Raw genomic sequence first — 21,376 nt, 5'->3', positions numbered from 1 at the left:
GGCTACGCCGACCGCGGCGGCCGCAGTGACCAACTTGTTCGCCGACCATGCGGTGGGGACGTTGCCGTGCCGGAGCGCATGCACGGCCCGGGTGCCTCCGCACAGCGGACACGGTTGTCCGGTCCGCTCAGCGATTCGGCAGCTGCGATCGCGCCTCTCGATCAGCGGGAGCAGCGCGATCGCAGCCACCGTGCCGAACGTTGCCAGCTCTGACAGCGTCTGTGGGAGCACGCGCCTCACGACGCGTAGCGGGTCACGTTCGCGACCTTGCATGTGGCTCCCGCCGGCAGCGCCTTGGTGAACTGGGCGGTCTGGTCGGTGGACTGGCCCGGAGCGAGGTCGTTCGCCGCGGCCGTTCCGGAGTCGATCTGCGTGGTGCCGTCGGCCGAGTCGGCTGTGACGTCCACGATGTAGTTGCTCGTCTTCGACGAGTGGTTCTGTGACCGCATCTGACCTGATCCCGTTCTGGGCTGAGAATTACGCGTCCCAGCGCGTAGAAAGCAGCCCAGAACGGTTGGATGCCGGCCACGGAGGGGGTGGGGCCGGCGGGCGGGGCCGAGGGGGTGGGGTCGGCGGGCGGGGCCGGCGGGTGGGGCCGGCGGGAGTCGCTCTGGCACGCTGACGGGATGGCGGACAAGGCGATCCCGGGACCCGACGATCCACGGACGCACCGCGAGCGGATGCTCGCGGGCGACCCCTACCTGGCCGACGATCCCGAGCTGGTGGCTGCGGCGCAACGGGCCCGCCGGCTGCGCGACGCGTTCAACTCGGCCACCGGCGACGACCACGGCGAGGAACGGCGCCGCATCCTCGGCGAGCTGTTGGGCTCGCTCGGCGTCGACACCGGCATCCGGGCGCCGTTCTACTGCGACTACGGCACCAACGTCCGCATCGGCGACCGCTGCTTCGCCAACTACGGCCTCGTCGCCCTCGACGTGGCGCCGATCACGATCGGCGACGACGTGCAGATGGGCCCCAACGTGCAACTTCTGACCGCTACGCACCCGCTCGATGCCGACGCCCGCCGCGCCAGGTGGGAGTGGGCCGAGCCGATCACAATCGACGACAACGTCTGGCTCGGCGGCGGCGTGATCGTGCTGCCCGGCGTCCACATCGGCACCAACACGGTGGTCGGCGCCGGGGCAGTGGTGACGCGCGACCTCCCACCCGACGTGCTGGCGGTGGGCAACCCCGCCCGTGTCATCCGCGACCTCCGCTAGCCACCTGTCCTCCCACCCGTCCTCCCACCCGTCCGTTCTGGGCTGAGAATTACGCGTCCCAGCGCGTAGAAAGCAGCCCAGAACGGTTGGGGCGGGGCGAGCAGTAGCGTTCGTGGGTAGTCCGGCGGGCTGCCGGGTCCGCGGGCGATCGAAGGGGAGCGGGCGAGGTGGTGGGATTTGTCGAGGGGCCTGTGATCCTGATCGTGCTGGTGATCCTGGTGATGGGGCTGGTGCTCCCGTTGTGGGCCCTGATCGACGCGGCCAGTCGGCCGGACTGGGCCTGGCAGCAGATCGGCTCGGCCAAGTCGACCTACATCATCTTGATCGTGGTCGGGTTCTTCTTGTTCGGGATCGTGGGGCTCATCGCGTCGATCGTGTACCTCGCCGCCGCGCGGCCGCGTCTGGTGGAGGTCATGGCCCGAGCCGGTGGCGACCCGGGCTTCGGGCCGGGTGCCTACGGCGTGCCGCCGCCCCAACGCCCGACCCCGGCCGCGCCCGTCTCGGTCGCGCCCCCGCCGGGCTGGTACACCGACCCGCGCGATCCCTCGAGGCAACGGTGGTGGGACGGATCAGCCTGGACCGAGCACCAGCAATGAGCGTCGGGTCAGCCCGGTCCCCGCGAGCCAACGACGCGTTCAAGACATTCGTCGAGCATCACGCCCAGCAATGAGCGTCGGGTCAGCCCGGTCCCCGCGAGCGGCCGCCTGACGAGCGCTGGTCCCGACGCACCCCCAGCCGACCGCAGCCGGCGCGCCGAAGGCGGCCGCGGCAGCGGGATCGGTCAGGGCTTGGGGGTGAGCACGATGACGGGGATCTGACGGTCGGTCTTCGCCTCGTACTCGGCGAACTGCGGGAACGACTCCTTCTGCTGCGACCAGATCCGGTCGCGTTCGTCGCCTCCGGCGACACGGGCCGTCACCGCCACGGTGTCGGCACCGACCTCGATCGTGGTGTCGGGGTTGGCGACCAGGTTGGGCACCCACGCGGGGTTGGTCGGCGCACCACCTTTCGAACCGAACACGGCGTAGCCGTCGCCGACGGCCTGGTACATGACCGGGCTGATGCGCTCCTGGCCCGACTTGGCGCCGGTGGAGTGCAGCAACAGCAGCGGAGCGCCTTCGAAATCGCCGCCGACCTTGCCGCCGTTGGCGCGGAACTCGTCGATGATCCGGGCGTTGAAGTCGTGCATGTCTGCCATCGCGGCAGGCTATCGAGCGGATTCGCTCGCCCGCTCTGGTCCACGACAGCCGGCGGTCACCCGAGCGTTGTGACCCACTCGGCCGCGGTGGTCACGTCGGCTTGGCGCGGGAACACCTTCGTGGTGAGCACGCGGTGCACCTCGTCGTCGGCGTCGAGGCAGCCGTCGGCGAGCACCACGAGGCGGTAGTCGAGGTCGGCCGCCTGGCGGACCGTCGACAGCACCACGCCGCTGGTGGCGATGCCGGCGAGCACCAACGTGTCGGCGTCGACGCCGCGCAGCACCACGTCGAGGTCGCTGCCCGTGAAGGCGCTGACCCGCCGCTTGCGGACCTGGATGTCGGCCGGCGCGGGAGCCAGCGCCGGATGGACCTCGGTGGCGGGGCCGCCGGTCAGGCCCCCCGACGTGGCGAGTGCGCGGAACGACTTGTTGCGTGCGGATACCTCCGGGTGCCCCTCACGGAACCCGACCGTCACCCAGATCACCGGGATGGCGGCTGACCGTGCGGTCGCGGCCGTGTCGCGGATCCGTGCCGTGTAGCCCTCGTCGGCCCCGAAGCGATCGACGATCCCGGCCTGCAGGTCCATCAACAACAGCGCGCTCGTCATGTCGCCCCCTTGCGTCGGTGGTGGTACGGCCGGCCCAGCGAGCCGAACGGGGACGCTACCGGCGCCCGTTCCCGTTCCACCCATCGGCGCGCGCCCTGGCGACATGGCCGCGGGCGGACCACCCCGGTTGCGAAGGTGAGCGCCGCGGCGATCGTGACGACCCGCGACCTCGACCTCGTCACCGGTGGCTCCGTCGCCTCGAGCTCATGTCTCTCGACACGCTTGCACTGTGGCACGTCACCCAGGACGGGACACGCACCGTCGCCGCCCCCACGCCGGACCTGCCGCGCTGGTTGGGCGACAATCTCACCGTTGCGGTCGGATGTCCGCCCAGCCTCGACAGCTGGAACGGGGCGACGGGGCGACTTGGACCCGGATGCCCCCGATCTCGTCACGGCGGTGGCGTACGGCCAGAGGAAGCGACAAAAGGTGTGGACCGCCTGGTCCCACACCGCAAGGGGGCTCGAACAGTGGGCGAGAAGCGGTTCCAACTGCGACGAAAGAACGCGCCGGCGCCGGAGGCAACCGCGCCCGGCGTGAGACCGCAGGTGACGGAGGTGCCGGACCAGGTGGCGGCCCCGGGTGCCCCGCCGGCCGGGCCGTCCGCCGACCCGCCGCCGGCGCCCGACCTGCCGCACCCCCAGGTCTGGCCGTCCGCCGACCCGCCGCCGGCGCCCGACCTGACGAAGACGGGCGACCCACGGCCTCACTGGTGGTCCCGACCGGTGCGACTGCAGGCGGCGGCACTCTTCGCGGTCGGTTGCCTGGCCGTCGGGGGCGTGGCGTTCGCGGTTGCCGAGCACCAAGCCGACACGCAGCATCAGCACGTGCGGGCCCGGGACCGTGAGATCGTCACGCTGAAGGCCGACGCGCAGACCGCCGCAGGGAAGCTGTCCGACACTCGCCACGATCTCTCCGACGCCAAGAAGACCGCGGCGACCGCGGTGCAGCACGCCCAGCAGCAGGTCGACGCCCGAGACGCCCAGCGCAAGCAGGCGCTCGACCAGCGTGAGCAGAGCCTGAACCAGCGCGCCGCGAGCCTCGACCAGCAGCAGCAGCAACTCGATCAGATGCTCGGCGGGCTCAAGCAGAGCCAGTTCTCCGACGGCCTGTTCGAGGTCGGTCACGACATCCAGCCGGGCAAGTACCACACCGATGGCGGGTCCGGCTGCTACTGGGCGAAGCTCAATTCGTCGGACACGAGCAACATCGCCGACAACGACAACGCCACCGGTCCGGTGACCATCGTCATCGACAGCGCTTACTTCCAGAGCGAAGACTGCGGAACCTGGACGAAGGTCGGCTGACCGGCGGGCCGACGGAGCGCCGACGCCCTCCGCGGCGGACGGGTTGGGCGACGATCCCACCGTTGCGGTCGGATTTCCGCCCAGCCTCGACAGCTGGAACGGGCGGCGGGGTGGTCCGGCGATCGTCACGGCCGCCGCGTACTGGCTGGTGGAGGCGAGCCAGGAGGCGGCCATGGTCGAGAGCCCACAGGAATCGGCGGCGGATCGGTGCGCCGAACCAGCCGGCCGGTTGTTCGAGTCGCCCGCGGTCCACGGCCTGCAACTCTGCGCACGAACCTGGACCGAAGCGCTGATCGAGATCGAGGAGGAGCTCGCTGCGCTGCTTGCCACTCCCGGCTGGTACATCGTGTTCGACGTCGCTCGGGACGACGACGTCTTCGTCCAGTTCGCACACTGCCCCGAGGGTCAGATCATGGCCGAAGCGGCTGCCTCGAGGCGGTGCGGGCCCAGGTGCGGGCCGCGGCGCCATGAGCTGCCTGCGGTCGAACAGGCGGGCCTGCTGCGGCTCGGGTGGGACACGCCCGACCTTCCGGTGCTCGAGCTGCCGACCGCCGCCCCGGGGCATCCGAACTTCTTCAAGCTGGTCGACGTCGCCGACGGCTGGCCCCCGGCGCTGCTGAGCGAGCTGGCCGTCCGCACCTTGCACGAGATCTGGGATGTGGACCTCACCGAGGTCTTCAGCCGCTGGGGTGACCTGGAGTGCGGCTGCGACTCGGACCGGGTCTGACATCGCCGAGACCTTCGCGGTGGTGACCGGCACCCCTCCCCGCCCCGCCGCGCATGTCGGGCGACCATCCCACCGATACGGTCGGATCTCGGCCCGGCCCCCTGGCCCCCGACCCGGTCGGGTGCGGTGAAGGGGCCGGGACGCGGAACGACCCGCTCCACGTGAGCGGGTCGTGTTCCGTGCGGTCGGCGTCATTGGCGAGCCGCAGTCGGTCCGGGCGGACGTCTGCCCTTCCCATCGGCTTCACAAACGCACGATGAAGCGATTCGGGCGAAAAGATCCCGACGGGCCGGTGCGGGTGGGGCAGCCGTCCGGCCCACGGCTGCCCGGCCCGCGGCTGCCCGGCCCGCGACTGCCCGGCCAGCGCGACGCCAACAGGCGCGACCACGATCGGTCAGGCGTCCGGCGCGCGGCGACGCGCCGCTCGATCCAAGGCGGCGACTGGGGCCTCGGGCAGAGCTGTCAGCGGATGACGTAGTCGGCAGGGTCGACCGTGCGGGTCTGCTCCCAGTACTCGAGCAGCGAGAACGGCCAGTTCTGCGCGACCCGGCCCGACGCGTTCTTGTACCAGCTGTTGACGCTTGACGCGCCCCACGCCATGCGGGCATTGGCCGCGTCGACCCGCTCGTTGAACGCGTCGTGCGCGTCCTTGCGACACTCGACGGTCTGCGCGCCGCCAGCGAGCAGGGTCCGGATCGCCTCGACGATGAACCCGGCGCCGCACTCGGAGAAGTACACGATGCTGCCGTTGATGACGATGTTGGTGTTGGGCCCGTAGAGGAGGAACAGGTTCGGGAAGCCGGGGATCGTGAGGCCGAGGAACGCCCGGGCCTCGCCACCCCAACGCTCGTGCAGGTCGACGCCGCCGGTGCCGGTCACGGCCATCGGCATCAGGAACTCCGACGCCGTGAAGCCGGTGCCGTAGATGATGACGTCGACGTCGTGGTCGACCCCGTCGGTCGTGCGGACGCCGCTCTCGGTGATCTCGGCGATGCCTGTCGTGATGAGCTGCACGTTCTCGCGGGCGAGCGCCCGGGTGTACGTGCCGTCGTCGAGCACCACCCGCTTGGCGATCGGCGGGTACGTCGGCAAGATCTTCGCGAGCAGCTCCGGGTCGGGTACCTCGAGTTGCATCGCGGCGGTGAACATCTCCCGCACGATGTCGTTCATGAGGCTGACCGACCGTTCTTGATGCGGCCAGTCGGGGTCGACGGCAGCCATCGGCAAGAGGCCCTCGTGCGCACGCCAGAACAGCCAGGTGCGCGACCAGCCGAGGTAGCCGGGCACGTGGCCGAGCAACCAGCGCAGCGGGTCGGGGAGGTCCTCGTGGTACGTCGGCGCGGGCACCAACCACGGCGGGGTGCGTTGGAACACCAGCAGCTCGCTTGCCTGCTCGGCCACCGGAGGGATGAACTGCGCGGCGCTCGCGCCGGTGCCGATCACCGCCACCCGCTTGCCGCCGAGGTCGAGGTCGTGGCGCCAGCGCGCCGAGTGGAACGACGGCCCGGCGAACCGTTCCTGGCCCTCGATGTCGGGGAACTTGGGTCGGTTGAGCTGCCCGACCGCGCTCACGACCGCCTGCACGACGATCGTCTCCTCGGGACCACCGGCGGTGGGCCGCACCGTGACGTTCCACACCTGACGGTCGTCGTCGAAGTCGGCTCGCACGACCTGGGTGCCGAACCGGATGTGAGGCCGTACGCCGAACTCGTCGGCGCACTGGCGGAAGTAGTCGAGCAGCACCTTCTGGGGTGAGAAGTGGTTCGGCCATTCGCTGGTCTGCGCGAACGAGTAGCTGTAGATGTGGTTCGGGATGTCGACCTGGCAACCGGGATACTGGTTCTCGAACCACGTGCCGCCGACATCGTCGTTCTTCTCGAGCACGACATAGGGCACGCCGGCCTGGCCGAGTCGATGGCCGGTGACGATGCCCGACATGCCCGCGCCGATGATGGCCACGGTGAACTCGGTGTCGGGGGCGAGGTCGTCCTTGTGCCAGGTGGGGGTGCGCAGATCGCCGCCGAGACCCGACTCCTCCCAGAGCAGCGGGAGGTACGCGTCGGCCTGGTCGTCGCCGATCAGGAACTGGACCAGCTCACGGAACTCCTCGGTGGGGAGGGGTGCGGGAGCGGGATTGCCCGCGTCGCGGTGGCGGGCCAACGCCGCGGCGGCGAGGTCGCGGGCCTCTGCCGCGTCGGCGGCTGTGACGCCGTAGTCGGGGATCAGCAGTTGGTCGGGACGCGGACGAAAGCGGGGATCGAGCACGCGGCGGTCGCCCGTCAGGTGGGCGACCGCGGTCAACAGCGCCGGCAGGTCGGCGTGGTCGAGCGCGGCGCGGATGGTGGCGTCGTCGGCGTCGATCGGCTCGGTGGCCGTGGTGAAGCGCACGGCTGGTTCCCCCTTGTGTGTGCTCGGCCCGTCGCCCGACGGTGCATGGCCTCGGACCGGTGCCCCGCGCCAGACCGTAGACCCCGCCACCCCCACCCCGGAACCCACGGAACCCCCGGGACCTCCGGGACCCCCGGGACCACCGAACCTCCGAGACCCCGGGACCCCGAGACCCCGGGACCCCCGGGACCGCCGGGACCTCCGAGACCCCGGGACCGCCGGGACCCGGGACCGCCGGGACCCGGGAAGAGGCAGTCCCGCCCAAACCCCCTCCCTGCTGTGAGCGCTTGGCCACCTCCCAGGTGGCCAGCTGCTCACAGCTCGGCAGTCGAGTCGGCAGTCGAGTCGGCAGTCGGGACGGCAGTACCTCGGGGCGGCCACGGCGATACCCTGGCGCCGATGCCGTCTGGGCCCAGCTCCTTTCGCCCTCGGACGCTCGCCCGTGGCGGCGAGGGCCACGAGGGTGCCGGTGGCGAGATCGACTACCGCCTCACTCGCCAGGCGCTGGTGTCGGAGTTCCGCAAGGGCCGCATCGCGCAACACGAGGTCTGCGACGCCCACCCCGAACTGCGCCGGGTGGCCGCGGAGTACGGCGCGCCGACCTCCCAGACGTGCCCGATCTGCGAGGAACAACCGCTGGTCCTGGTCACGTTCGTGTTCGGCCCCCGCCTCCCGGCCCACGGGCGGTGCCTCACCATGCGCGGCGAGCTCGCCAAGATCACCCGTGGGGGTGGCACGTACGGCTGCTACGTGGTCGAGGTCTGCACCGGCTGTTGGTGGAACCACCTGGCACGGTCGTTCGTGGTCGACGGCCAGCCCACGGCGTCGACCCGCGCCCAGTCCTGACCCGGGAGCCCCGCAAGGCCGCTGGTAGGATCGTCGCCCACCCCGCCGGCCGTCGTCCACGGCGCCGGCGCCGGCCCCCACCTCGACATGGCCCCCCCGAAGCGGACACCCGCGCACAACCTCAAGACCACCCGCAAGGGCAAGGTCACCAAGCGCAGCTTCCTGTGGCGCTGGCGCCGGGGGTTGTTCCTGGTCGGCATCGTGGCCGTGATGGGGTTCGCGGGCTTCGCGTGGGTGCTGTCGCAGGTGAAGCTGCCGCCGGCTGAGCCCACCCAGGCGCAGACCTCGTTCATCTGCTTCGCCGACCAGCCCAAGAACTGCAACAAGGACAACGCGGCCGCCGCCCTCCACGGCGCGATCAACCGGGTCAAGATCAACCGGCTCGACGACGTCCCCCAGGTCGTGCAACACGCGGTGCTGGCGGCCGAGGACCGCAACTTCTTCAAGCACGGCGGCATCGATCCGGTCGGCATCGCCCGGGCCGCGGTCGAGGACCTGACCAGCGGCAGCCGCTCGCAGGGCGGGTCGACCATCACCCAGCAGTACGTCCGCAACGTGTACCTCAACCAGCGGCGCACCTGGACCCGCAAGCTCAAAGAAGCGGTCCTGGCCGTCAAGATCGAGCAGAAGCTCTCCAAGAAGGAGATATTCCGCCGCTACCTCAACACCATCTACTTCGGGCGCGGCGCGTACGGCATCCAGGCCGCGGCCGGCGCCTACTACCACGCCGACCTGAAGAACCTGAACCTCGCCCAGGCGGCATTCCTCGCCGCGATCATCCGGTCGCCGGGCACCGATCCCACCGTGGCGTCGCAGCGGCCTTACGCCAAGGAGATCCGCGACTCGGTTCTCACCAACATGCGCAAGGCGCACTGGATCACCCAACAGCAAGAGACCGACGCCAAAGGGGTACCAGTCGAGGCCGGCGTGATCGGCTTCAAGCCGTCGAACGGCATCACCTGGCTCGGCGGCCCGTTCGGTCCCGACGCGGCCAACTCGAGCGGCTCGCAGTACTTCGTCTCGTACGTCACCCACCAGCTCATCTCGATCGTGGGCGAGAAGGAGGCGTACTCGGGTGGCTACCGCGTGTACACCACGCTCGACCCGGGCTTGCAGACCAAGGCGTACGACTCGGTCGTGTCCACCCTGAACAGCTCGGCCATGTTCAGTCCCAAGCCGCAAGCCGCGCTGGTGTCGGTCGACTCCAAGGGTCACGTGGTGGCGATGGTGTCAGGCGACCGGCCGTTCGGCGCGGGAGCGGGGGAGAGTCAGGTCAACCTCACGGTCGGCAAGGCGGGCGGTGGCGGGGGCCGCCAGCCGGGGTCGACGTTCAAGGCGTTCGCGCTGGCCGAGGCCGTCAAGCAGGACAAGAGCTTGTACTCGGGCTTCACCGCCCCTGCCGTGGCCACGTATCCCTGGTACACGAAGGACGGCGTGCACCCCCAGCCGGTCCACTCTGAGGCAGGGTCCTTCAACTTGATCACGGGCATCGCCCACTCGGTGAACAACGTGTACGTGCCGTTGATGCACGACCTCGGCCCCGAGAACGTCGCCAAGCTGGCGTACCAGCTCGGCATCGACCCGTCGAACTCCAACTTGCGCAACAGCGACGGTTCGTTCAGCCCCGGCCTCGTGCTCGGCACCGGCGAAGTCGCCCCGATCGACATGGCCACCGCGTACAACACGTTCGCCAACAACGGTCGCCACATCGACACCACGGTCATCACGCGGATCGAGGACGCCAACGGCAAGGTCGTCTGGAAGGCCCCCGACAGCACCGACCAGGTCCTCACCGAGCAACAGAACGCCAAGGTCGTGTACGCCCTCCAGCAGGTGCTCGTGTCGGGTACCGCCAGCGGGAAGGGCCTTCCGTGGCAGGCCGCCGGCAAGACCGGTACCACCGACAACAGCGCCGATGGCTGGTTCGTCGGGTTCACCCCGTCGCAGCTCACCACCGCGGTGTGGATGGGCTACCCCGAAAGCGGCAACAAGCCCATGCCCAAGTACGTGCAGGGCGGCACGTTCCCTGCGCTGATCTGGCACAACTTCATGTACTCGGCGTTGAAGGACGGGCCGCACACCACGTTCCCGACCGCCACCGACCTGTCCGGCGGCGAGTACATCAACCCGCCCGTCACCTCTGCCGCGCCGTCGACGGTGCCGAGCACATCGTCGACCACCGCGCCGTCGACCACATCGTCGACGCCGGCATCGTCGACCAGCACCACCAACGCGCCGTCGACCACCTCGACGAGCACGGCGCCGCCCGTGACGCACGGCCCGTCGCCGCCGGGGCAGGGCGGACACTGAACCGCATCGGGGGTCGAGCCGCCCGAGCGAGGTGGCCGGTGCGGACTCTGAGCTCCGGTGGCCGGGCTCCGCAGGCGGCTCCTGGTCCGGTCGGTCCCGTCAGCCCTCGACCGCGTCGACGTCGTGCAGGTACAACGTGCGGCACGTCGGGCACCAGCGCTCGAGCTCGCCCGCGCGGGTGAACGACCGACCGTCGTCGCCCCCCGTGGCCACGGCACGGTCGGCTTCTTGCGGGGTGAGGTCGTGGTGTACGTACACGCGGCGCACCGTCGTGAGGTCGCCACTGTCGCCGCAGCTGTCGCAGCGCTCGGGAGTCGGCTGGGATGCCGCGTCATCGGCCATGGACCGCAGGATACGGCCGCGCGCCTCGGGCCCCGACCTCCGGCCTGGCGCGGGGCGTGGACGGCGCCGTCGCCGGGTGCGTGCAGGTGATGGTGGGGCGCCGGGTCGCCGGTCTCGCGCCGGGTCCGGCGACCTCGACCGCTCCGCTTGCGTTCACCGCCGACAGCGTCGATACGATGACAGCACCGCCGGCAGCCGAGTGGCGCTGGACGGATAGGAGGTGCCTCATGGCCCGAAAGCCCGTGACCGTTCCCGCGGTGCGCGCCCGCAAGGCACGCCGCGGCGACGACCCTCTCGTGATGGTCACTGCGTACGACGCGCCGGGTGCCCGCATGGCTGACGAAGCCGGCGTCGACCTGCTGTTGGTCGGCGACTCCCTCGCCATGGTCGTGCTGGGTTACGACGACACGTTGCAGGTCACCGTCGCCGACATCGCCCACCACACCGCAGCGGTGGGCCGTGCCAAGCCCGGGGCGCTGGTCGTGGCCGACCTGCCGTGGCTCAGCTACCACGTGTCGGTCCCCGACACCGTCCAGAACGCCGCGATCCTCATCCGGGCCGGCGCCCAGGCCGTCAAGCTCGAAGGCGGGGCGAAGCGGCTGCCGATGGTCGACGCGCTTGTGGCAGCGGAGATCCCGGTGATGGGCCATCTCGGCCTCACCCCCCAGTCGGTCCTCGCGATGGGCGGCTTCAAGGTGCAGGGCAAGTCGGAGGACGCGGCACTCAACCTGATCGCCGACGCCAAGGCCCTCGAGGCCGCGGGTGTGTTCGCCATCGTGCTCGAAGGCGTGCCCGACGAGGTGGCGGCGATGGTGACCGACGCCGTCGACGTGCCCACCATCGGCATCGGGGCCGGGGTGCACTGTGATGGCCAAGTGCTCGTGTACCACGACGTGCTCGGGATCGAGGACCGGATCGCCCCGAAGTTCGTGCGTCGCTACGCCACCATCAAGGCCGACACCGTGCAGGCCCTCGCCGCCTACGCGGCCGACGTCCGCTCCGGCGCCTTCCCTGGGCCCGAGGAGTCGTACCACCTCACCGGCGAGGTGGCCGAGTCGCTCGAGCTCTACGGCCGGGCCGTCAACTCCCCCGCAGGCTGACGAGCAGGTAGCGGTCGACACATGGAGGAGCCCGGGGTCCCTGACCCTGTGTCGTCGGCCCCGGGCCAGCCATCGGCGGACGCCCCACCTGCCGGCACGCCGCCATCCGCGCCCGCGCCAGAGCCGGAGGAGTCGAAGGGGCGGAGCTGGCTGATCTGGCTGTCGACGGCGTGCCTGGCCGGCGCCCTCGTGCTGATCGTCGTGGCCGTGATCGCCATCGCCCGGCGTGACCACGAAGGACCGGGTCGCACCGCCGCGCCTGCGACCACGATCGCACCGCTGGCCGGCAAGGCCGACCCGGCGCCCCACGGGTTCCGCGCGGTCGAAGTCTCGATCGTCGATGCCGTCGGCAAGCAGGCGAGCTGGTGCCTGATGCTGGCGGACACCACGGCCCGCCAGGACCAAGGGCTGATGTGGGTGACCGATCGCCACCTCGCCGGTTACGACGGGATGCTGTTCGCGTTCGCCACCGAGAACAGCACCTCGTTCTGGATGCGCAACACGCCTCAAGAGCTCGGCATCGCGTTCTTCGACGGCGACGGCAAGTTCGTGTCGGCCACGCGCATGTACCCGTGCGGCGATCGCGCCGACTGCCCGCAGTACCCGGCCGCCGCGCCATACCGCTACGCCATCGAGGTGCCCGCCGGGAACCTCGGCCGCCTCGGCATCGGCGTGGGATCCCGGCTGGTGATCCCGTCCGGCGGCGCCGACGCCTGCTCCCGCGCGCCCTGACCAGGCGCCTTCACCCGCGTCCCCCGCGTCCCCCGCGTCGGGCCCCGCCCTGCGTGCGCCGCGCTTGTGGACGTCGGTTGTGTCCCGGGGGTCGATGTCACACCCCGGGAGCACACTGGGGTGATCGGCAGGGACCTGCGGGTCGGCGTCCTTTGGGCGCCGGCAGGCCGGGCAAGTAGCATCGCCCGGTCAACTGCAAACCCTGCCCCGTGTCCGACGGGGCCCCGGCACGACCGGGTCCACAGGGAGGAGCGTGCGTGCGAGCGTACGAACTCATGATCATCTGCCAAGGCGAGCTCGAGGAATCGGCCGTCCAGCTGCAGATCAACCAGATCGAAGCGCAGGTCCAGGCCGCTGGCGGCACGGTCGCCTCCACCGACAAGTGGGGCAAGCGGCGCTTCGCGTACCCGATCAACCACAAAGACGAGGGCTGGTACGTGGTCTTCGAGTTGCTCGCCGAAGGCGGCGCGCTCGACGATCTCGGCCGGACCCTGCGGCTCGCGGACGAAATCGTCCGCCACAAGTTGATCCGGTTGCCCGACGCCGAGGCGGATCGCCGTGGCCTGTTCGGGGGACCGAAACCGGCGGAGGCGCCCGCAGCGGCGTCCGCCGAGTAAGGGAGACCGACCATGCCAGACAACACCGTGACCCTCGTGGGCAACATCACCCGCGATCCCGAGCTGCGCTTCACGCCCTCGGGCCAGTCCGTGGCCAGCTTCGGGCTGGCCGTCAACCGCCGCTGGCAGGACCGTGGCAGCGGTCAGTGGCAGGAGCAGACGTCGTTCATCGACGTGAAGTGCTGGTCACAGATGGCCGAGAACGTCGCCGAGTCGCTCGCCCGCGGCGCCCGGGTGATCGTGACCGGTCGCCTCGAGCAGCGCTCGTGGGAGACCGAGCAGGGCGACAAGCGCTCCAAGGTCGAGGTCGTGGCCGACGAAGTCGCGCCCAGCCTTCGGTGGGCCACTGCCGAAGTCAAGAAGAACGAGCGCCGTGAGGGTGGCAACACCGGCGGCGGCTACGACAACCAAGGTGGCGGCCAGAGCCGGCCCGCGGCGTCCAGCGGCGGTGGCGGCGGCAGCTACGCAGACGACGAGGAACCTTTCTGATGGCACCCAAGGGCAAGCGCAACAAGAACAAGGACAACAACCGAAGGGCCAAGAAGAAGGTCAGCCTTCTCTCCCAGGAGCACATCGAGTACGTCGACTGGAAAGACGTCAACCTCCTGCGGCGGTTCATCTCCGAGCGGGCCAAGGTCCGCGCTCGTCGGGTCACCGGCAACAACGCCCAGCAGCAGGCCAAGGTGGCCATGGCCATCAAGAACGCCCGGGAGATGGCGTTGATCCCCTACGCCAACCGCGTCACCCAGCAGCGCAACAAGCGCGACGGTGGCGGCGGCGAGCGTTCGGTCCGGGCCGACGGCCCGCCGCCGCGCCCCACCGCGCCGCCGCCCACGCGTGCGGGCGACGAGGAGCTCGGCGACGAGACGTTCGACGACACCTCCGTGAACGACACGTCGACCGACTTCGTCGCCGAGGAGGCCACTGAGGAGGTCGAAGCCTGATGCGCCTCATCCTGCGCGCCGCCGTCGACGGCGTCGGCAAGAAGGGCGACGTGGTCGATGTGACCGACGGGTTCGGTCGCAACTTCCTGATCCCGAAGGGCCTCGCCATGACGGCCACCAAGGGCGCCGAGGAGCAGGCCGCTCGCATGCGCCGCGCGCGCGACGTGAAGGACGCGTCCGACCGCGCGGCCGCCGAGCAGATCGCCTCGCAGCTCGTGCCCAAAGTGATCACCGTCGCGGCACGCGCCGGCAGCGAAGGCAAGTTGTTCGGGTCGATCACCACCAGCGAGGTGGCCGACGCGGTGCAAGAGCAGACCGGCATCGAGCTCGACCGTCGGCTGCTCCACATCGACGACGCCATCAAGTCGGTGGGTACCCACCTCGTCCCCGCCAAGCTGCACGCCGACGTGGAGTTCCCCATCACCATCGAGGTCGTCGCCTCCTAGCGGTGTGGCTGGTGGGTGAGGAGGTGGTCATGGCGAGTCATTCGGTGCCGCTGGCAAGGACGCACGACGAAGGCGCAGCCGTAGCTGCGGTGAGGAGGGGGACGCCGCCCAGCGGTGGCGAGGGCCGCCAGGCCCGCCCCGCCATTTGCCAGACGCACCACTAGGCCCCGATCGGGGGTGCCCGGCCGGTCGGCCGGTCGCCCCGCCAACGGACCGGTACGCCGGCCCGTGACCAACGGGTTGCACGGCAGCCCGTGACCCGTAACGACGCCCGAGCGTCGACGCGTCAGCTTCGACGCGCCCATCCACAACCGGCGCGGGGTTGTCCACCCGACATCCCCAAGCCACGGCCCGCAATCCCCAGGCTGTTGGGGCTGGTTGCCCACAGGCTTGATCCTCCAAGGTGAACCAATGGCGAACGGCGAGCAACCCGACGACGATCCGGAGTTCGCAGCGCTGGCGGCCTCGCGTCCTGCGGGTGGCCGTCCCGCTGCGGCCCGGGAAGGGGCGCTGCGGGTGCCGCCGCACAACCTCGACGCCGAGGAGTCGTTGCTGGGGGCCATGTTGTTGTCTCGCGATGCGGTGGCCGCGGCCGCGGAGCAGGTGGCGGCGGGCGACTTCTACAAGCCGGCCCACAGCCACCTCTACGAAGCCATCACGTCGCTGGTGGCCTCGGGAGAACCGGTCGACCCCGTCACCGTGGCCGACGAGCTGCGCCGGGCCGACCTGCTCGACGCGGTGGGCGGCCCCGAGGCGCTGATCCGGCTGCAGACCAGCACGCCGGCCACCACCAACGCTGCGCACTACGCCAAGATCGTCGAGGAGCACGCCCTGTTGCGGCGCATGATCGGCGTGGCCAGCGAGATCTCCGAGCTCGGTTACTCCCTGCCCGACGACGTGGTGAAGACCATCGACCACGCCGAGTCGCTCGTCTACCACCTGTCCCAGCACCGCATGACCGACTCCATGAGTCAGCTGCAGGACATGTTGAAGGACACCCTCGACCGCATCGAGGAGCTGTACGACCGGGGCGACGCGATCACCGGCGTGCCCACCGGTTTCGTCGACCTCGACTCCCTGTTGTCGGGCCTGCAGCCGAACGCACTGGTGGTCGTCGGTGCCCGTCCCGCCATGGGCAAGACCTCGTTCGCACTCGGTATGGCGTCGCATGCCGCGCTGCATGCCCGCCGGCCGGTGCTGTTCTTCTCGTTGGAGATGAGCCGCATCGAGCTGTCGCAGCGGCTGCTGTGCTCCGAAGCCCGTGTCGATTCGCAACGGATCCGCAATGGCAAGCTCGACGACACCGACTGGACCAAGATCACCCACGCGGTCGGCCGCCTGGGCGATGCGCCGATCTGGATCGACGACAACCCGAACGTGTCGCTCATGGAGATCCGCGGCAAGGCTCGGCGGCTCAAGAGCCGGGTGGGCGATCTCGGCATGGTGGTGGTCGACTACATCCAGCTGATGACCGGCCGGGCCGGCGCCGAGAGCCGCCAAGTCGAGGTGGCCGAGCTGTCCCGCGGGCTGAAGATCCTGGCCCGCGAGCTCGAGGTGCCGGTGGTGGCGCTCGCACAGCTCAACCGCGGCCTCGAACAGCGAGCCGACAAGCGGCCGATGCTGTCCGACCTGCGCGAATCGGGGAGCCTCGAACAAGACGCCGACGTCGTGATGTTCTTGTACCGCGACGAGGTGTACAACGCCGAGTCGCCCGACCGGGGCACGGCTGAGGTCCTCGTGGCCAAGCACCGCAGCGGCCCCACCGGGTCGGTCCGCCTGGCCTTCCTCAGCCACTACACCCGCTTCGCCAACATGGCCCGCGACGTCTGAGGTCGCCACCCGACGGACCCAACCGTCCTTCCCACCCGCGAGCCCGTCCCCCAGCAGACCTTCATTCAGGTGCCCAGTTCCGGGGTGGTTCGACGGGTGTCGGTCGGTGCTCGCCGCTCAGCCGCTCAGCCGCTCAGCCGCTCAGCCGCTCCAGTCGAGGGCGAAGCAGCGGGCCGACAACCGCCCTGGCGTCCAGTGGCGGTACGCGCCGAACGCGGTGTCGCCGGAGCGTTCGGTCCAACGGATGACGTCGGGACGGGCCACCCGTCGGACCACTTGGCGGATGCCACCTTCGTGCACCACGTAGCCGGCCCACACGCCCGGATAGTCCTTCACCGACCCCACCGTGGTGGCCGTCACCGGTCCGGCCTCGTGACGACGGTGGCGGTGGGTGTGGCCCGACGTGATGAGCGTGTGCGGGTTGGCGGCTGCGATCGCGGCGAGGAAGTCACGCGACTCGCGCCGGCGTAGGCCCGGTGGCCAGCCCACGCCGAGCCCGCGCACGCCGAGTTGGTGGTGGAGCGCGATGACGGCCCCGCGGCCTTCGGCGGCGGCTTCGGCGAGCGCGGCATGCGCGGCGGGCATGTGCGCGTGGACGTGGCCGCGGTGGACGTCGGGCATCGTGCTGTCGACCACCACCACGCGGGCGCCGGGCAGGTCGTGGATGCCGGTTCCTTCGACGGTGGTCACCCCGGTGCCGGTCAAACCACCGGCCAGGTCGAGCTCGCTGGTGTGCTTCACGTCGTGGTTGCCGGCGACGGCCGTCACGGGCAGCGCCGCGGCCCCGAGCACGTCGGCGACGGCCGCCCACTCCGTCTCGACGCCCTTGTTGGTGATGTCGCCCTTGACGACCAACAGCTCGGCCCCCCACGCCGTGAGCTCGTCGACGGCGGCCGCCGCGCTGCGGGTCGGGTAGGGCTCGACGTCGTCGCGCTCTTTGATGCCGTGGAAGTAGCCGAACCCCTCCTCGCCGGTGTGGATGTCGCTGATCGTCGCGAAGCGGGCGACTTCGTCACCGGGCGGCGGCGACAACGTGGTGGCGGTCAGGCGCCGCTCCCCGCCGCGCACGCCCTCGCCGCGGACCACGACCTCGAGGGCGCGGCCTGGCGGCAACTTGTCGAGCACGACCGCGCCGGGTCCGCCGTCGGCGGTGAGCTCGACCCTGGTGTCCGCCGCGGTGATCGACACCGGACCAGGCCCGAGCGCCGCCCAGGTGACCTGCACGGAGTCGATGTCGACACTGAAGATCTCGAGGCGGGTGGCCGCTGGCTTGGGGCCGGGCATGGCGACGGTCAGAGCGCGGTCGACGAGGTCCAGAGCCGGAGCAGGCCGGCGTCGCCGAACACCCCGACGTCGCCGGCCGCGGGATCGAGCCGGTTCGACAGGATCTGCAACAGGTCCGACGCCGTGGCGCGCACGGCGACGTCGCCCTTGGTGTGGTCGTGCGTCCACTCGAAGCCCTCGGCGGTGGTCGTGATCGTCCACTCGCCGCCACCCCCGCCGTCGCCGCCGCCTGCGCCGTCGGTTGCGTGCAAGTGGATCGTGCGGCCGGGACCCCCTTCGCTGCCGAGCCGGCCGGGGAGGTCCTCGAGCCCGTTGACCAACGCGAGCAGCTCGTCGATCCCGTCGAGCGCGACGGCGGTGTCGATGGGCGACGCCGGACCGCGGGCCAGCTCGACGTCCACCCGGTGCATGGCCGTCTCGTGCAATTGGCGTCGCGACCAGAACCAGGCACTCGGCGGGCCGACCCAGTTCCACACCGGCGTGTCGCCTGGAGTCTTGGACAACACCTCGATCAGCTCGTCGGCGCCTTCACGGGCCCAGGGCACGAGTGCGCCGGGTTCGGCGGGCGCTTCGATGCCGAGGTTGCGGCGCGACATCAGCCCGGTCGCCCGGTCGGTGACATGGCGGGTGGCCCAGCGGTGCACGCTGCCCACGTGCGCGATCAAACCGGCCACGTCCCAGCCCGGGCAGGCGGCGACGGGCGCATCGAGCGGACCGGCCTCGAGTGCGGCGGCGTAGCGGTCGGCCTCCTCGCGCAGGGCGCGCACGCACGTGTCGTGGTCGAGGCGGGCGGGTGGCAGCTGGGACGAGTCCATCGGGTCTCCGTCGGTGGAGCGGCATCGCGTCATCCGCAGCGTAGGGAGTCTCGGGGCGGGGTGGTGCACATGGGTGAGCGGACCGATGTCGTTGTGTGACAAGGCTTTCGGCGAGATCGCGGGTCGGGAACCCTTGCCTCGCAAGGGGTTCCGCGCCGAGCATCCCCCAATCGCGGTGGCCTGGTTGCCAAGCTGGTTGCTCGCCGACAAGGAATCCCCCCGACGGCGTTGTCGAACGACTCGAAAGGAACCTCCTTCTGTGAACAAGTCCGAGTTCATCGCCCAGGTGGCCGCGCAGGCCGGAGTCAGTGCCAAGGACACGGCGGCGGTCCTCAACGCCATGGAGGACGTGATCGGCGCCACGGTCAAGAAGGGCGACAAGATCACCATCACGGGCTTCTTCTCGGCGTCCCGCACGTCCCGCCCGGCGGGGACGGCCCGCAACCCGCGTACCGGCGAGACCGTGAAGACCAAGGCTCGCAAGAACGTGAAGCTCACCGCTGGCGGCTCCCTGAAGAAGGTCGTCAACGGTGAATCGCCCGCAGCGAAGCTGAAGAAGGCCTGATCTGATGGGGTGCGGTGCGTCCGTCGGCTCCCGGTCCGGGCGCTGCCCGGGCGCACCGCTTCCCCGCTTTGGGATGCGAGCATCAGCCGCTGGCCCGCGCGGTCATTCCCTACGCTGCGTAGCCGGCGTGGGCGCTGGTCGGCCCGATCCGACACGAACGGTGGCCTTGGCAGGGCAATCGGGTCGCTACGTTGCGAATCGTCACCGACTTGTAATGATCCTGGGGGGTCGGTAGCTTTGTCGCCCATGCCACGCCGAGGTCTCCGAAAGCGGGTCGTCGCGGCGTGCCTGGGTGTGGTGATGGCCGCAGGGCCGATCGCCGTCACTTCGTCGGGCGCGCACGGTGATCCCATCGCCGACAAGCAGAAGCAGGCACAGGAGATCGCGGCCAAGCTCGACAGCCTCCAGCACCAGGTCGAGAACGCGGCCAACAAGTACGAAGCGGCCCAGAGCCGGATCGCCGAGCTTGACGCCGAGATCCAGACGCAGCAGACCAACGTCGCAAACGCCAAGGCTCAGCAGTCGCAGGACCAGCGCGAGCTCGCCAAGTACGCCATCAACTCCTATGTGACCGGCGGCGGTACCGACTCGCTCACCGACCTCGTGAGCACGTCGACCGACAAGCTGGGCCAGCGTCAGGGCTACACCCAGGCGGCCATGGGCAACCGCCAGCAGCTCGTCGACAACCTCCAGGCGTCCCGCAAGGACGCCGAGGACCAGATCCAGCGCCTCGACGCCGCCCGCAAGGAAGCCGACGCTGCCAAGGCGAAGGCCGCGCAGGAGAAGGCATCGGCGCAGGCGGCCACCAACCAGTACGAAGCGCTGAACAACCAGGTGCAAGGCGAGCTGCGCCAGCTCGTCGAGGCCAAGCGCCAGGCCGAAGCGCGTGCCGCCGAGGCCCGCGCCTTTGCGGCGGCCCAGGCACGGGCGCAGGCGCAAGCTGCACAGGCCAGCGCCGCTCGCCGCAGCACCGGTGTCGTGGCCGTCGCCAACATTCCGGCCGCACCGACGTCGTCCGGCGGCAACTACAACGTCCCGGTCTCCAGCGGTAGTGGTGGCGGCGCGGCCGTCGCCGCAGCGCAGTCGCAACTCGGCGTTCCCTACGGCTGGGGCGCGGAGCAACCCGGCGTGGCGTTCGACTGCTCGGGCCTCACGCAATGGGCCTGGGCTCGTGCCGGAGTGAGCATCCCGCGCACCACGTACGCCCAGATCAACGCCGGTCGCCGCGTGTCGATCTCGCAGATCCAGCCGGGCGACCTGGTCTTCTACTACGGCACCGGCCACGTGGCGATGTACGTGGGTGGCGGCACCGTGATCCACGCGCCGCACACGGGCGACGTCGTCCGCTACGCCAGCCTCTACATGTCGACCCCTGAGGCCGTCGTCCGGCCCTAGACGGCCCATTCCGCCAACACGATCTGCTCGACGGGGCCCGCGTGGCCCCGTCGTTCGCGTGGGGGTACATGGGCCGGCCGGCCGGGCAGGGTCGGGCGGGTCGACGGCTGGAGGGCCCGCAGGGCGCAGGTCGGTGGTCCGCCGGCCGGTGAGGTTGCCAGTGGGCTTCAGCCCTGGGCGGGCGGTGGCGGCGGCGGGGCGAGCATCGCCGCCCGTTCGTCGGCGCGATGACCGATGATCGCCAACACGAACGCCACCAAGCCGAGCACCACCACGCCGAGCAGCAGCGCCGAACCGGGCACGGCCCGCTCGGCCACCAGCGACGAGCACTGGTGGGCGTTGATCGCGTCGATGTGGTTTCGGTCGGCTGGGCGGATGAACGTGGGCGGATCGCTGGTCGACACGGTGGCGCTGCTGCGCCCGTCCCAGAGGTACGCGGCCGGCACGCCGCAGTCCTGCAGCGTGCGGCCGCGGTAGCGGTTCGCCACCGGCAACGCGAACAGGACAACGCCGCCCACGAACGAGGCCACGGCCAGCCATGCCAGCGCGGTCGATGCCCGGGTCATCCAAACCGGCCAGGCCGGGGTGTCAGCAGCGGGGGTGGTGACCGGCGCCACGATCGAGGGGTCCGCGGTGGTGGGCTCCATGGTCCCGTCAGTCTGGCCGGGCGCGCCCGTGGCGGGCACGTCGGCGCCTGGGGGG

Annotated in this window: 22 protein-coding genes and 1 pseudogene; 15 read left to right on the top strand and 8 right to left on the bottom strand. The window is 70.7% G+C overall.

Annotation, left to right across the window (positions count from 1 at the left end; genetic code table 11):
• Nucleotides 1–236 precede the first annotated feature (236 nt).
• Nucleotides 237–449, bottom strand: coding sequence for a hypothetical protein (locus tag VHA73_13680; protein HVX19075.1), 213 nt, complete (start codon nt 447–449; stop codon nt 237–239).
• Between the two features lie 177 nt (nt 450–626).
• Here VHA73_13680 and VHA73_13675 point away from each other — a divergent pair, with 177 nt between their 5' ends.
• Both VHA73_13675 and VHA73_13670 read left to right on the top strand, forming a co-directional pair.
• Nucleotides 627–1,220, top strand: coding sequence for a sugar O-acetyltransferase (locus VHA73_13675; GenBank protein ID HVX19074.1), 594 nt, complete (start codon nt 627–629; stop codon nt 1,218–1,220).
• A gap of 170 nt (nt 1,221–1,390) precedes the next feature.
• Complete coding sequence (locus tag VHA73_13670) at nt 1,391–1,816, top strand: DUF2516 family protein (protein HVX19073.1); 426 nt, start codon at nt 1,391–1,393, stop codon at nt 1,814–1,816.
• A gap of 185 nt (nt 1,817–2,001) precedes the next feature.
• Here VHA73_13670 and VHA73_13665 read toward each other — a convergent pair whose 3' ends face one another.
• Nucleotides 2,002–2,418, bottom strand: a complete 417-nt coding sequence (locus tag VHA73_13665; protein HVX19072.1) for a nitroreductase family deazaflavin-dependent oxidoreductase — start codon at nt 2,416–2,418, stop codon at nt 2,002–2,004.
• A 56-nt stretch (nt 2,419–2,474) separates the two neighbouring features.
• Complete coding sequence (locus tag VHA73_13660) at nt 2,475–3,026, bottom strand: isochorismatase family cysteine hydrolase (GenBank protein HVX19071.1); 552 nt, start codon at nt 3,024–3,026, stop codon at nt 2,475–2,477.
• Nucleotides 3,027–3,751: 725 nt separating this feature from the next.
• On the opposite strand from VHA73_13660, the gene VHA73_13655 reads away from it, so the two are divergent.
• Together VHA73_13655 and VHA73_13650 are read left to right on the top strand one after the other, a co-directional pair.
• Complete coding sequence (locus VHA73_13655; protein HVX19070.1) at nt 3,752–4,333, top strand: hypothetical protein; 582 nt, start codon at nt 3,752–3,754, stop codon at nt 4,331–4,333.
• Nucleotides 4,334–4,376: 43 nt separating this feature from the next.
• A complete protein-coding gene (locus VHA73_13650; protein HVX19069.1) occupies nt 4,377–5,060 on the top strand; it encodes a hypothetical protein in 684 nt (227 codons plus the stop codon).
• A 462-nt stretch (nt 5,061–5,522) separates the two neighbouring features.
• Here VHA73_13650 and VHA73_13645 read toward each other — a convergent pair whose 3' ends face one another.
• Entirely contained in the window at nt 5,523–7,448 is a 1,926-nt protein-coding gene (locus VHA73_13645; GenBank protein HVX19068.1) for an NAD(P)/FAD-dependent oxidoreductase, read from the bottom strand.
• 399 nt (nt 7,449–7,847) lie between these two features.
• On the opposite strand from VHA73_13645, the gene VHA73_13640 reads away from it, so the two are divergent.
• Together VHA73_13640 and VHA73_13635 are read left to right on the top strand one after the other, a co-directional pair.
• Nucleotides 7,848–8,294: a DUF5318 family protein gene (locus tag VHA73_13640; GenBank protein ID HVX19067.1), complete on the top strand. Its 447-nt coding sequence runs from the start codon at nt 7,848–7,850 to the stop codon at nt 8,292–8,294.
• Nucleotides 8,295–8,381: 87 nt separating this feature from the next.
• On the top strand, nt 8,382–10,604 hold the full coding sequence (locus VHA73_13635) for a transglycosylase domain-containing protein (protein HVX19066.1): 2,223 nt from the start codon (nt 8,382–8,384) through the stop codon (nt 10,602–10,604).
• Nucleotides 10,605–10,703: 99 nt separating this feature from the next.
• On the opposite strand, the gene VHA73_13630 is transcribed toward VHA73_13635, so the two are convergent.
• A complete protein-coding gene (locus VHA73_13630) occupies nt 10,704–10,946 on the bottom strand; it encodes a hypothetical protein (protein ID HVX19065.1) in 243 nt (80 codons plus the stop codon).
• Between the two features lie 227 nt (nt 10,947–11,173).
• On the opposite strand from VHA73_13630, the gene panB reads away from it, so the two are divergent.
• The 7 genes and pseudogenes from panB (at nt 11,174) to dnaB (ending at nt 16,615) form a co-directional block, all read left to right on the top strand.
• Nucleotides 11,174–12,046: a 3-methyl-2-oxobutanoate hydroxymethyltransferase gene (gene panB / locus VHA73_13625; GenBank protein ID HVX19064.1), complete on the top strand. Its 873-nt coding sequence runs from the start codon at nt 11,174–11,176 to the stop codon at nt 12,044–12,046.
• A gap of 21 nt (nt 12,047–12,067) precedes the next feature.
• On the top strand, nt 12,068–12,778 hold the full coding sequence (locus VHA73_13620) for a DUF192 domain-containing protein (GenBank protein ID HVX19063.1): 711 nt from the start codon (nt 12,068–12,070) through the stop codon (nt 12,776–12,778).
• 257 nt (nt 12,779–13,035) lie between these two features.
• Entirely contained in the window at nt 13,036–13,395 is a 360-nt protein-coding gene (gene rpsF, locus VHA73_13615) for a 30S ribosomal protein S6 (protein HVX19062.1), read from the top strand.
• A gap of 12 nt (nt 13,396–13,407) precedes the next feature.
• Nucleotides 13,408–13,884, top strand: a complete 477-nt coding sequence (gene ssb, locus VHA73_13610; GenBank protein ID HVX19061.1) for a single-stranded DNA-binding protein — start codon at nt 13,408–13,410, stop codon at nt 13,882–13,884.
• Nucleotides 13,884–14,132: pseudogene (gene rpsR, locus VHA73_13605) on the top strand (30S ribosomal protein S18). Before ssb ends, rpsR begins: the two are co-directional and overlap by 1 nt.
• A 206-nt stretch (nt 14,133–14,338) precedes the next feature.
• Complete coding sequence (rplI, locus tag VHA73_13600) at nt 14,339–14,785, top strand: 50S ribosomal protein L9 (GenBank protein ID HVX19060.1); 447 nt, start codon at nt 14,339–14,341, stop codon at nt 14,783–14,785.
• 411 nt (nt 14,786–15,196) lie between these two features.
• Nucleotides 15,197–16,615 (top strand): replicative DNA helicase, encoded by a 1,419-nt coding sequence (gene dnaB, locus VHA73_13595; protein ID HVX19059.1) that lies wholly within the window; start codon nt 15,197–15,199, stop codon nt 16,613–16,615.
• Between the two features lie 141 nt (nt 16,616–16,756).
• Here the strand turns inward: dnaB and VHA73_13590 are convergent, their stop codons facing one another.
• Nucleotides 16,757–17,899, bottom strand: coding sequence for a metallophosphoesterase (locus VHA73_13590; protein HVX19058.1), 1,143 nt, complete (start codon nt 17,897–17,899; stop codon nt 16,757–16,759).
• 8 nt (nt 17,900–17,907) lie between these two features.
• Nucleotides 17,908–18,714 (bottom strand): maleylpyruvate isomerase family mycothiol-dependent enzyme, encoded by an 807-nt coding sequence (locus VHA73_13585; protein HVX19057.1) that lies wholly within the window; start codon nt 18,712–18,714, stop codon nt 17,908–17,910.
• Between the two features lie 73 nt (nt 18,715–18,787).
• Here VHA73_13585 and VHA73_13580 point away from each other — a divergent pair, with 73 nt between their 5' ends.
• Both VHA73_13580 and VHA73_13575 read left to right on the top strand, forming a co-directional pair.
• Nucleotides 18,788–19,279, top strand: a complete 492-nt coding sequence (locus VHA73_13580) for an HU family DNA-binding protein (protein ID HVX19056.1) — start codon at nt 18,788–18,790, stop codon at nt 19,277–19,279.
• Nucleotides 19,280–19,525: 246 nt separating this feature from the next.
• A complete protein-coding gene (locus VHA73_13575; protein ID HVX19055.1) occupies nt 19,526–20,674 on the top strand; it encodes an NlpC/P60 family protein in 1,149 nt (382 codons plus the stop codon).
• A 167-nt stretch (nt 20,675–20,841) separates the two neighbouring features.
• On the opposite strand, the gene VHA73_13570 is transcribed toward VHA73_13575, so the two are convergent.
• Nucleotides 20,842–21,321, bottom strand: a complete 480-nt coding sequence (locus VHA73_13570) for a hypothetical protein (GenBank protein ID HVX19054.1) — start codon at nt 21,319–21,321, stop codon at nt 20,842–20,844.
• Nucleotides 21,322–21,376 lie beyond the last annotated feature (55 nt).

Source organism: Acidimicrobiales bacterium (assembly GCA_035547835.1).
Lineage (GTDB): Bacteria > Actinomycetota > Acidimicrobiia > Acidimicrobiales > Iamiaceae > DASZTW01.
The sequence above is the reverse complement of the archived record's forward strand: the minus strand, read 5'-3'. Positions and strand labels throughout refer to the sequence as shown.

Bases quoted from the DNA above. Each gene is read 5' to 3' on its own strand.
- VHA73_13680 (HVX19075.1), bottom strand. From the start codon at position 449: ATGCGGTCACAGAACCACTCGTCGAAGACGAGCAACTACATCGTGGAC.
- VHA73_13675 (HVX19074.1), top strand. From the start codon at position 627: ATGGCGGACAAGGCGATCCCGGGACCCGACGATCCACGGACGCACCGC.
- VHA73_13665 (HVX19072.1), bottom strand. From the start codon at position 2,418: ATGGCAGACATGCACGACTTCAACGCCCGGATCATCGACGAGTTCCGC.
- VHA73_13660 (HVX19071.1), bottom strand. From the start codon at position 3,026: ATGACGAGCGCGCTGTTGTTGATGGACCTGCAGGCCGGGATCGTCGAT.
- VHA73_13640 (HVX19067.1), top strand. From the start codon at position 7,848: ATGCCGTCTGGGCCCAGCTCCTTTCGCCCTCGGACGCTCGCCCGTGGC.
- VHA73_13635 (HVX19066.1), top strand. From the start codon at position 8,382: ATGGCCCCCCCGAAGCGGACACCCGCGCACAACCTCAAGACCACCCGC.
- VHA73_13630 (HVX19065.1), bottom strand. From the start codon at position 10,946: ATGGCCGATGACGCGGCATCCCAGCCGACTCCCGAGCGCTGCGACAGC.
- panB (HVX19064.1), top strand. From the start codon at position 11,174: ATGGCCCGAAAGCCCGTGACCGTTCCCGCGGTGCGCGCCCGCAAGGCA.
- VHA73_13620 (HVX19063.1), top strand. From the start codon at position 12,068: ATGGAGGAGCCCGGGGTCCCTGACCCTGTGTCGTCGGCCCCGGGCCAG.
- ssb (HVX19061.1), top strand. From the start codon at position 13,408: ATGCCAGACAACACCGTGACCCTCGTGGGCAACATCACCCGCGATCCC.
- rplI (HVX19060.1), top strand. From the start codon at position 14,339: ATGCGCCTCATCCTGCGCGCCGCCGTCGACGGCGTCGGCAAGAAGGGC.
- dnaB (HVX19059.1), top strand. From the start codon at position 15,197: ATGGCGAACGGCGAGCAACCCGACGACGATCCGGAGTTCGCAGCGCTG.
- VHA73_13590 (HVX19058.1), bottom strand. From the start codon at position 17,899: ATGCCCGGCCCCAAGCCAGCGGCCACCCGCCTCGAGATCTTCAGTGTC.
- VHA73_13585 (HVX19057.1), bottom strand. From the start codon at position 18,714: ATGGACTCGTCCCAGCTGCCACCCGCCCGCCTCGACCACGACACGTGC.
- VHA73_13575 (HVX19055.1), top strand. From the start codon at position 19,526: ATGCCACGCCGAGGTCTCCGAAAGCGGGTCGTCGCGGCGTGCCTGGGT.
- VHA73_13570 (HVX19054.1), bottom strand. From the start codon at position 21,321: ATGGAGCCCACCACCGCGGACCCCTCGATCGTGGCGCCGGTCACCACC.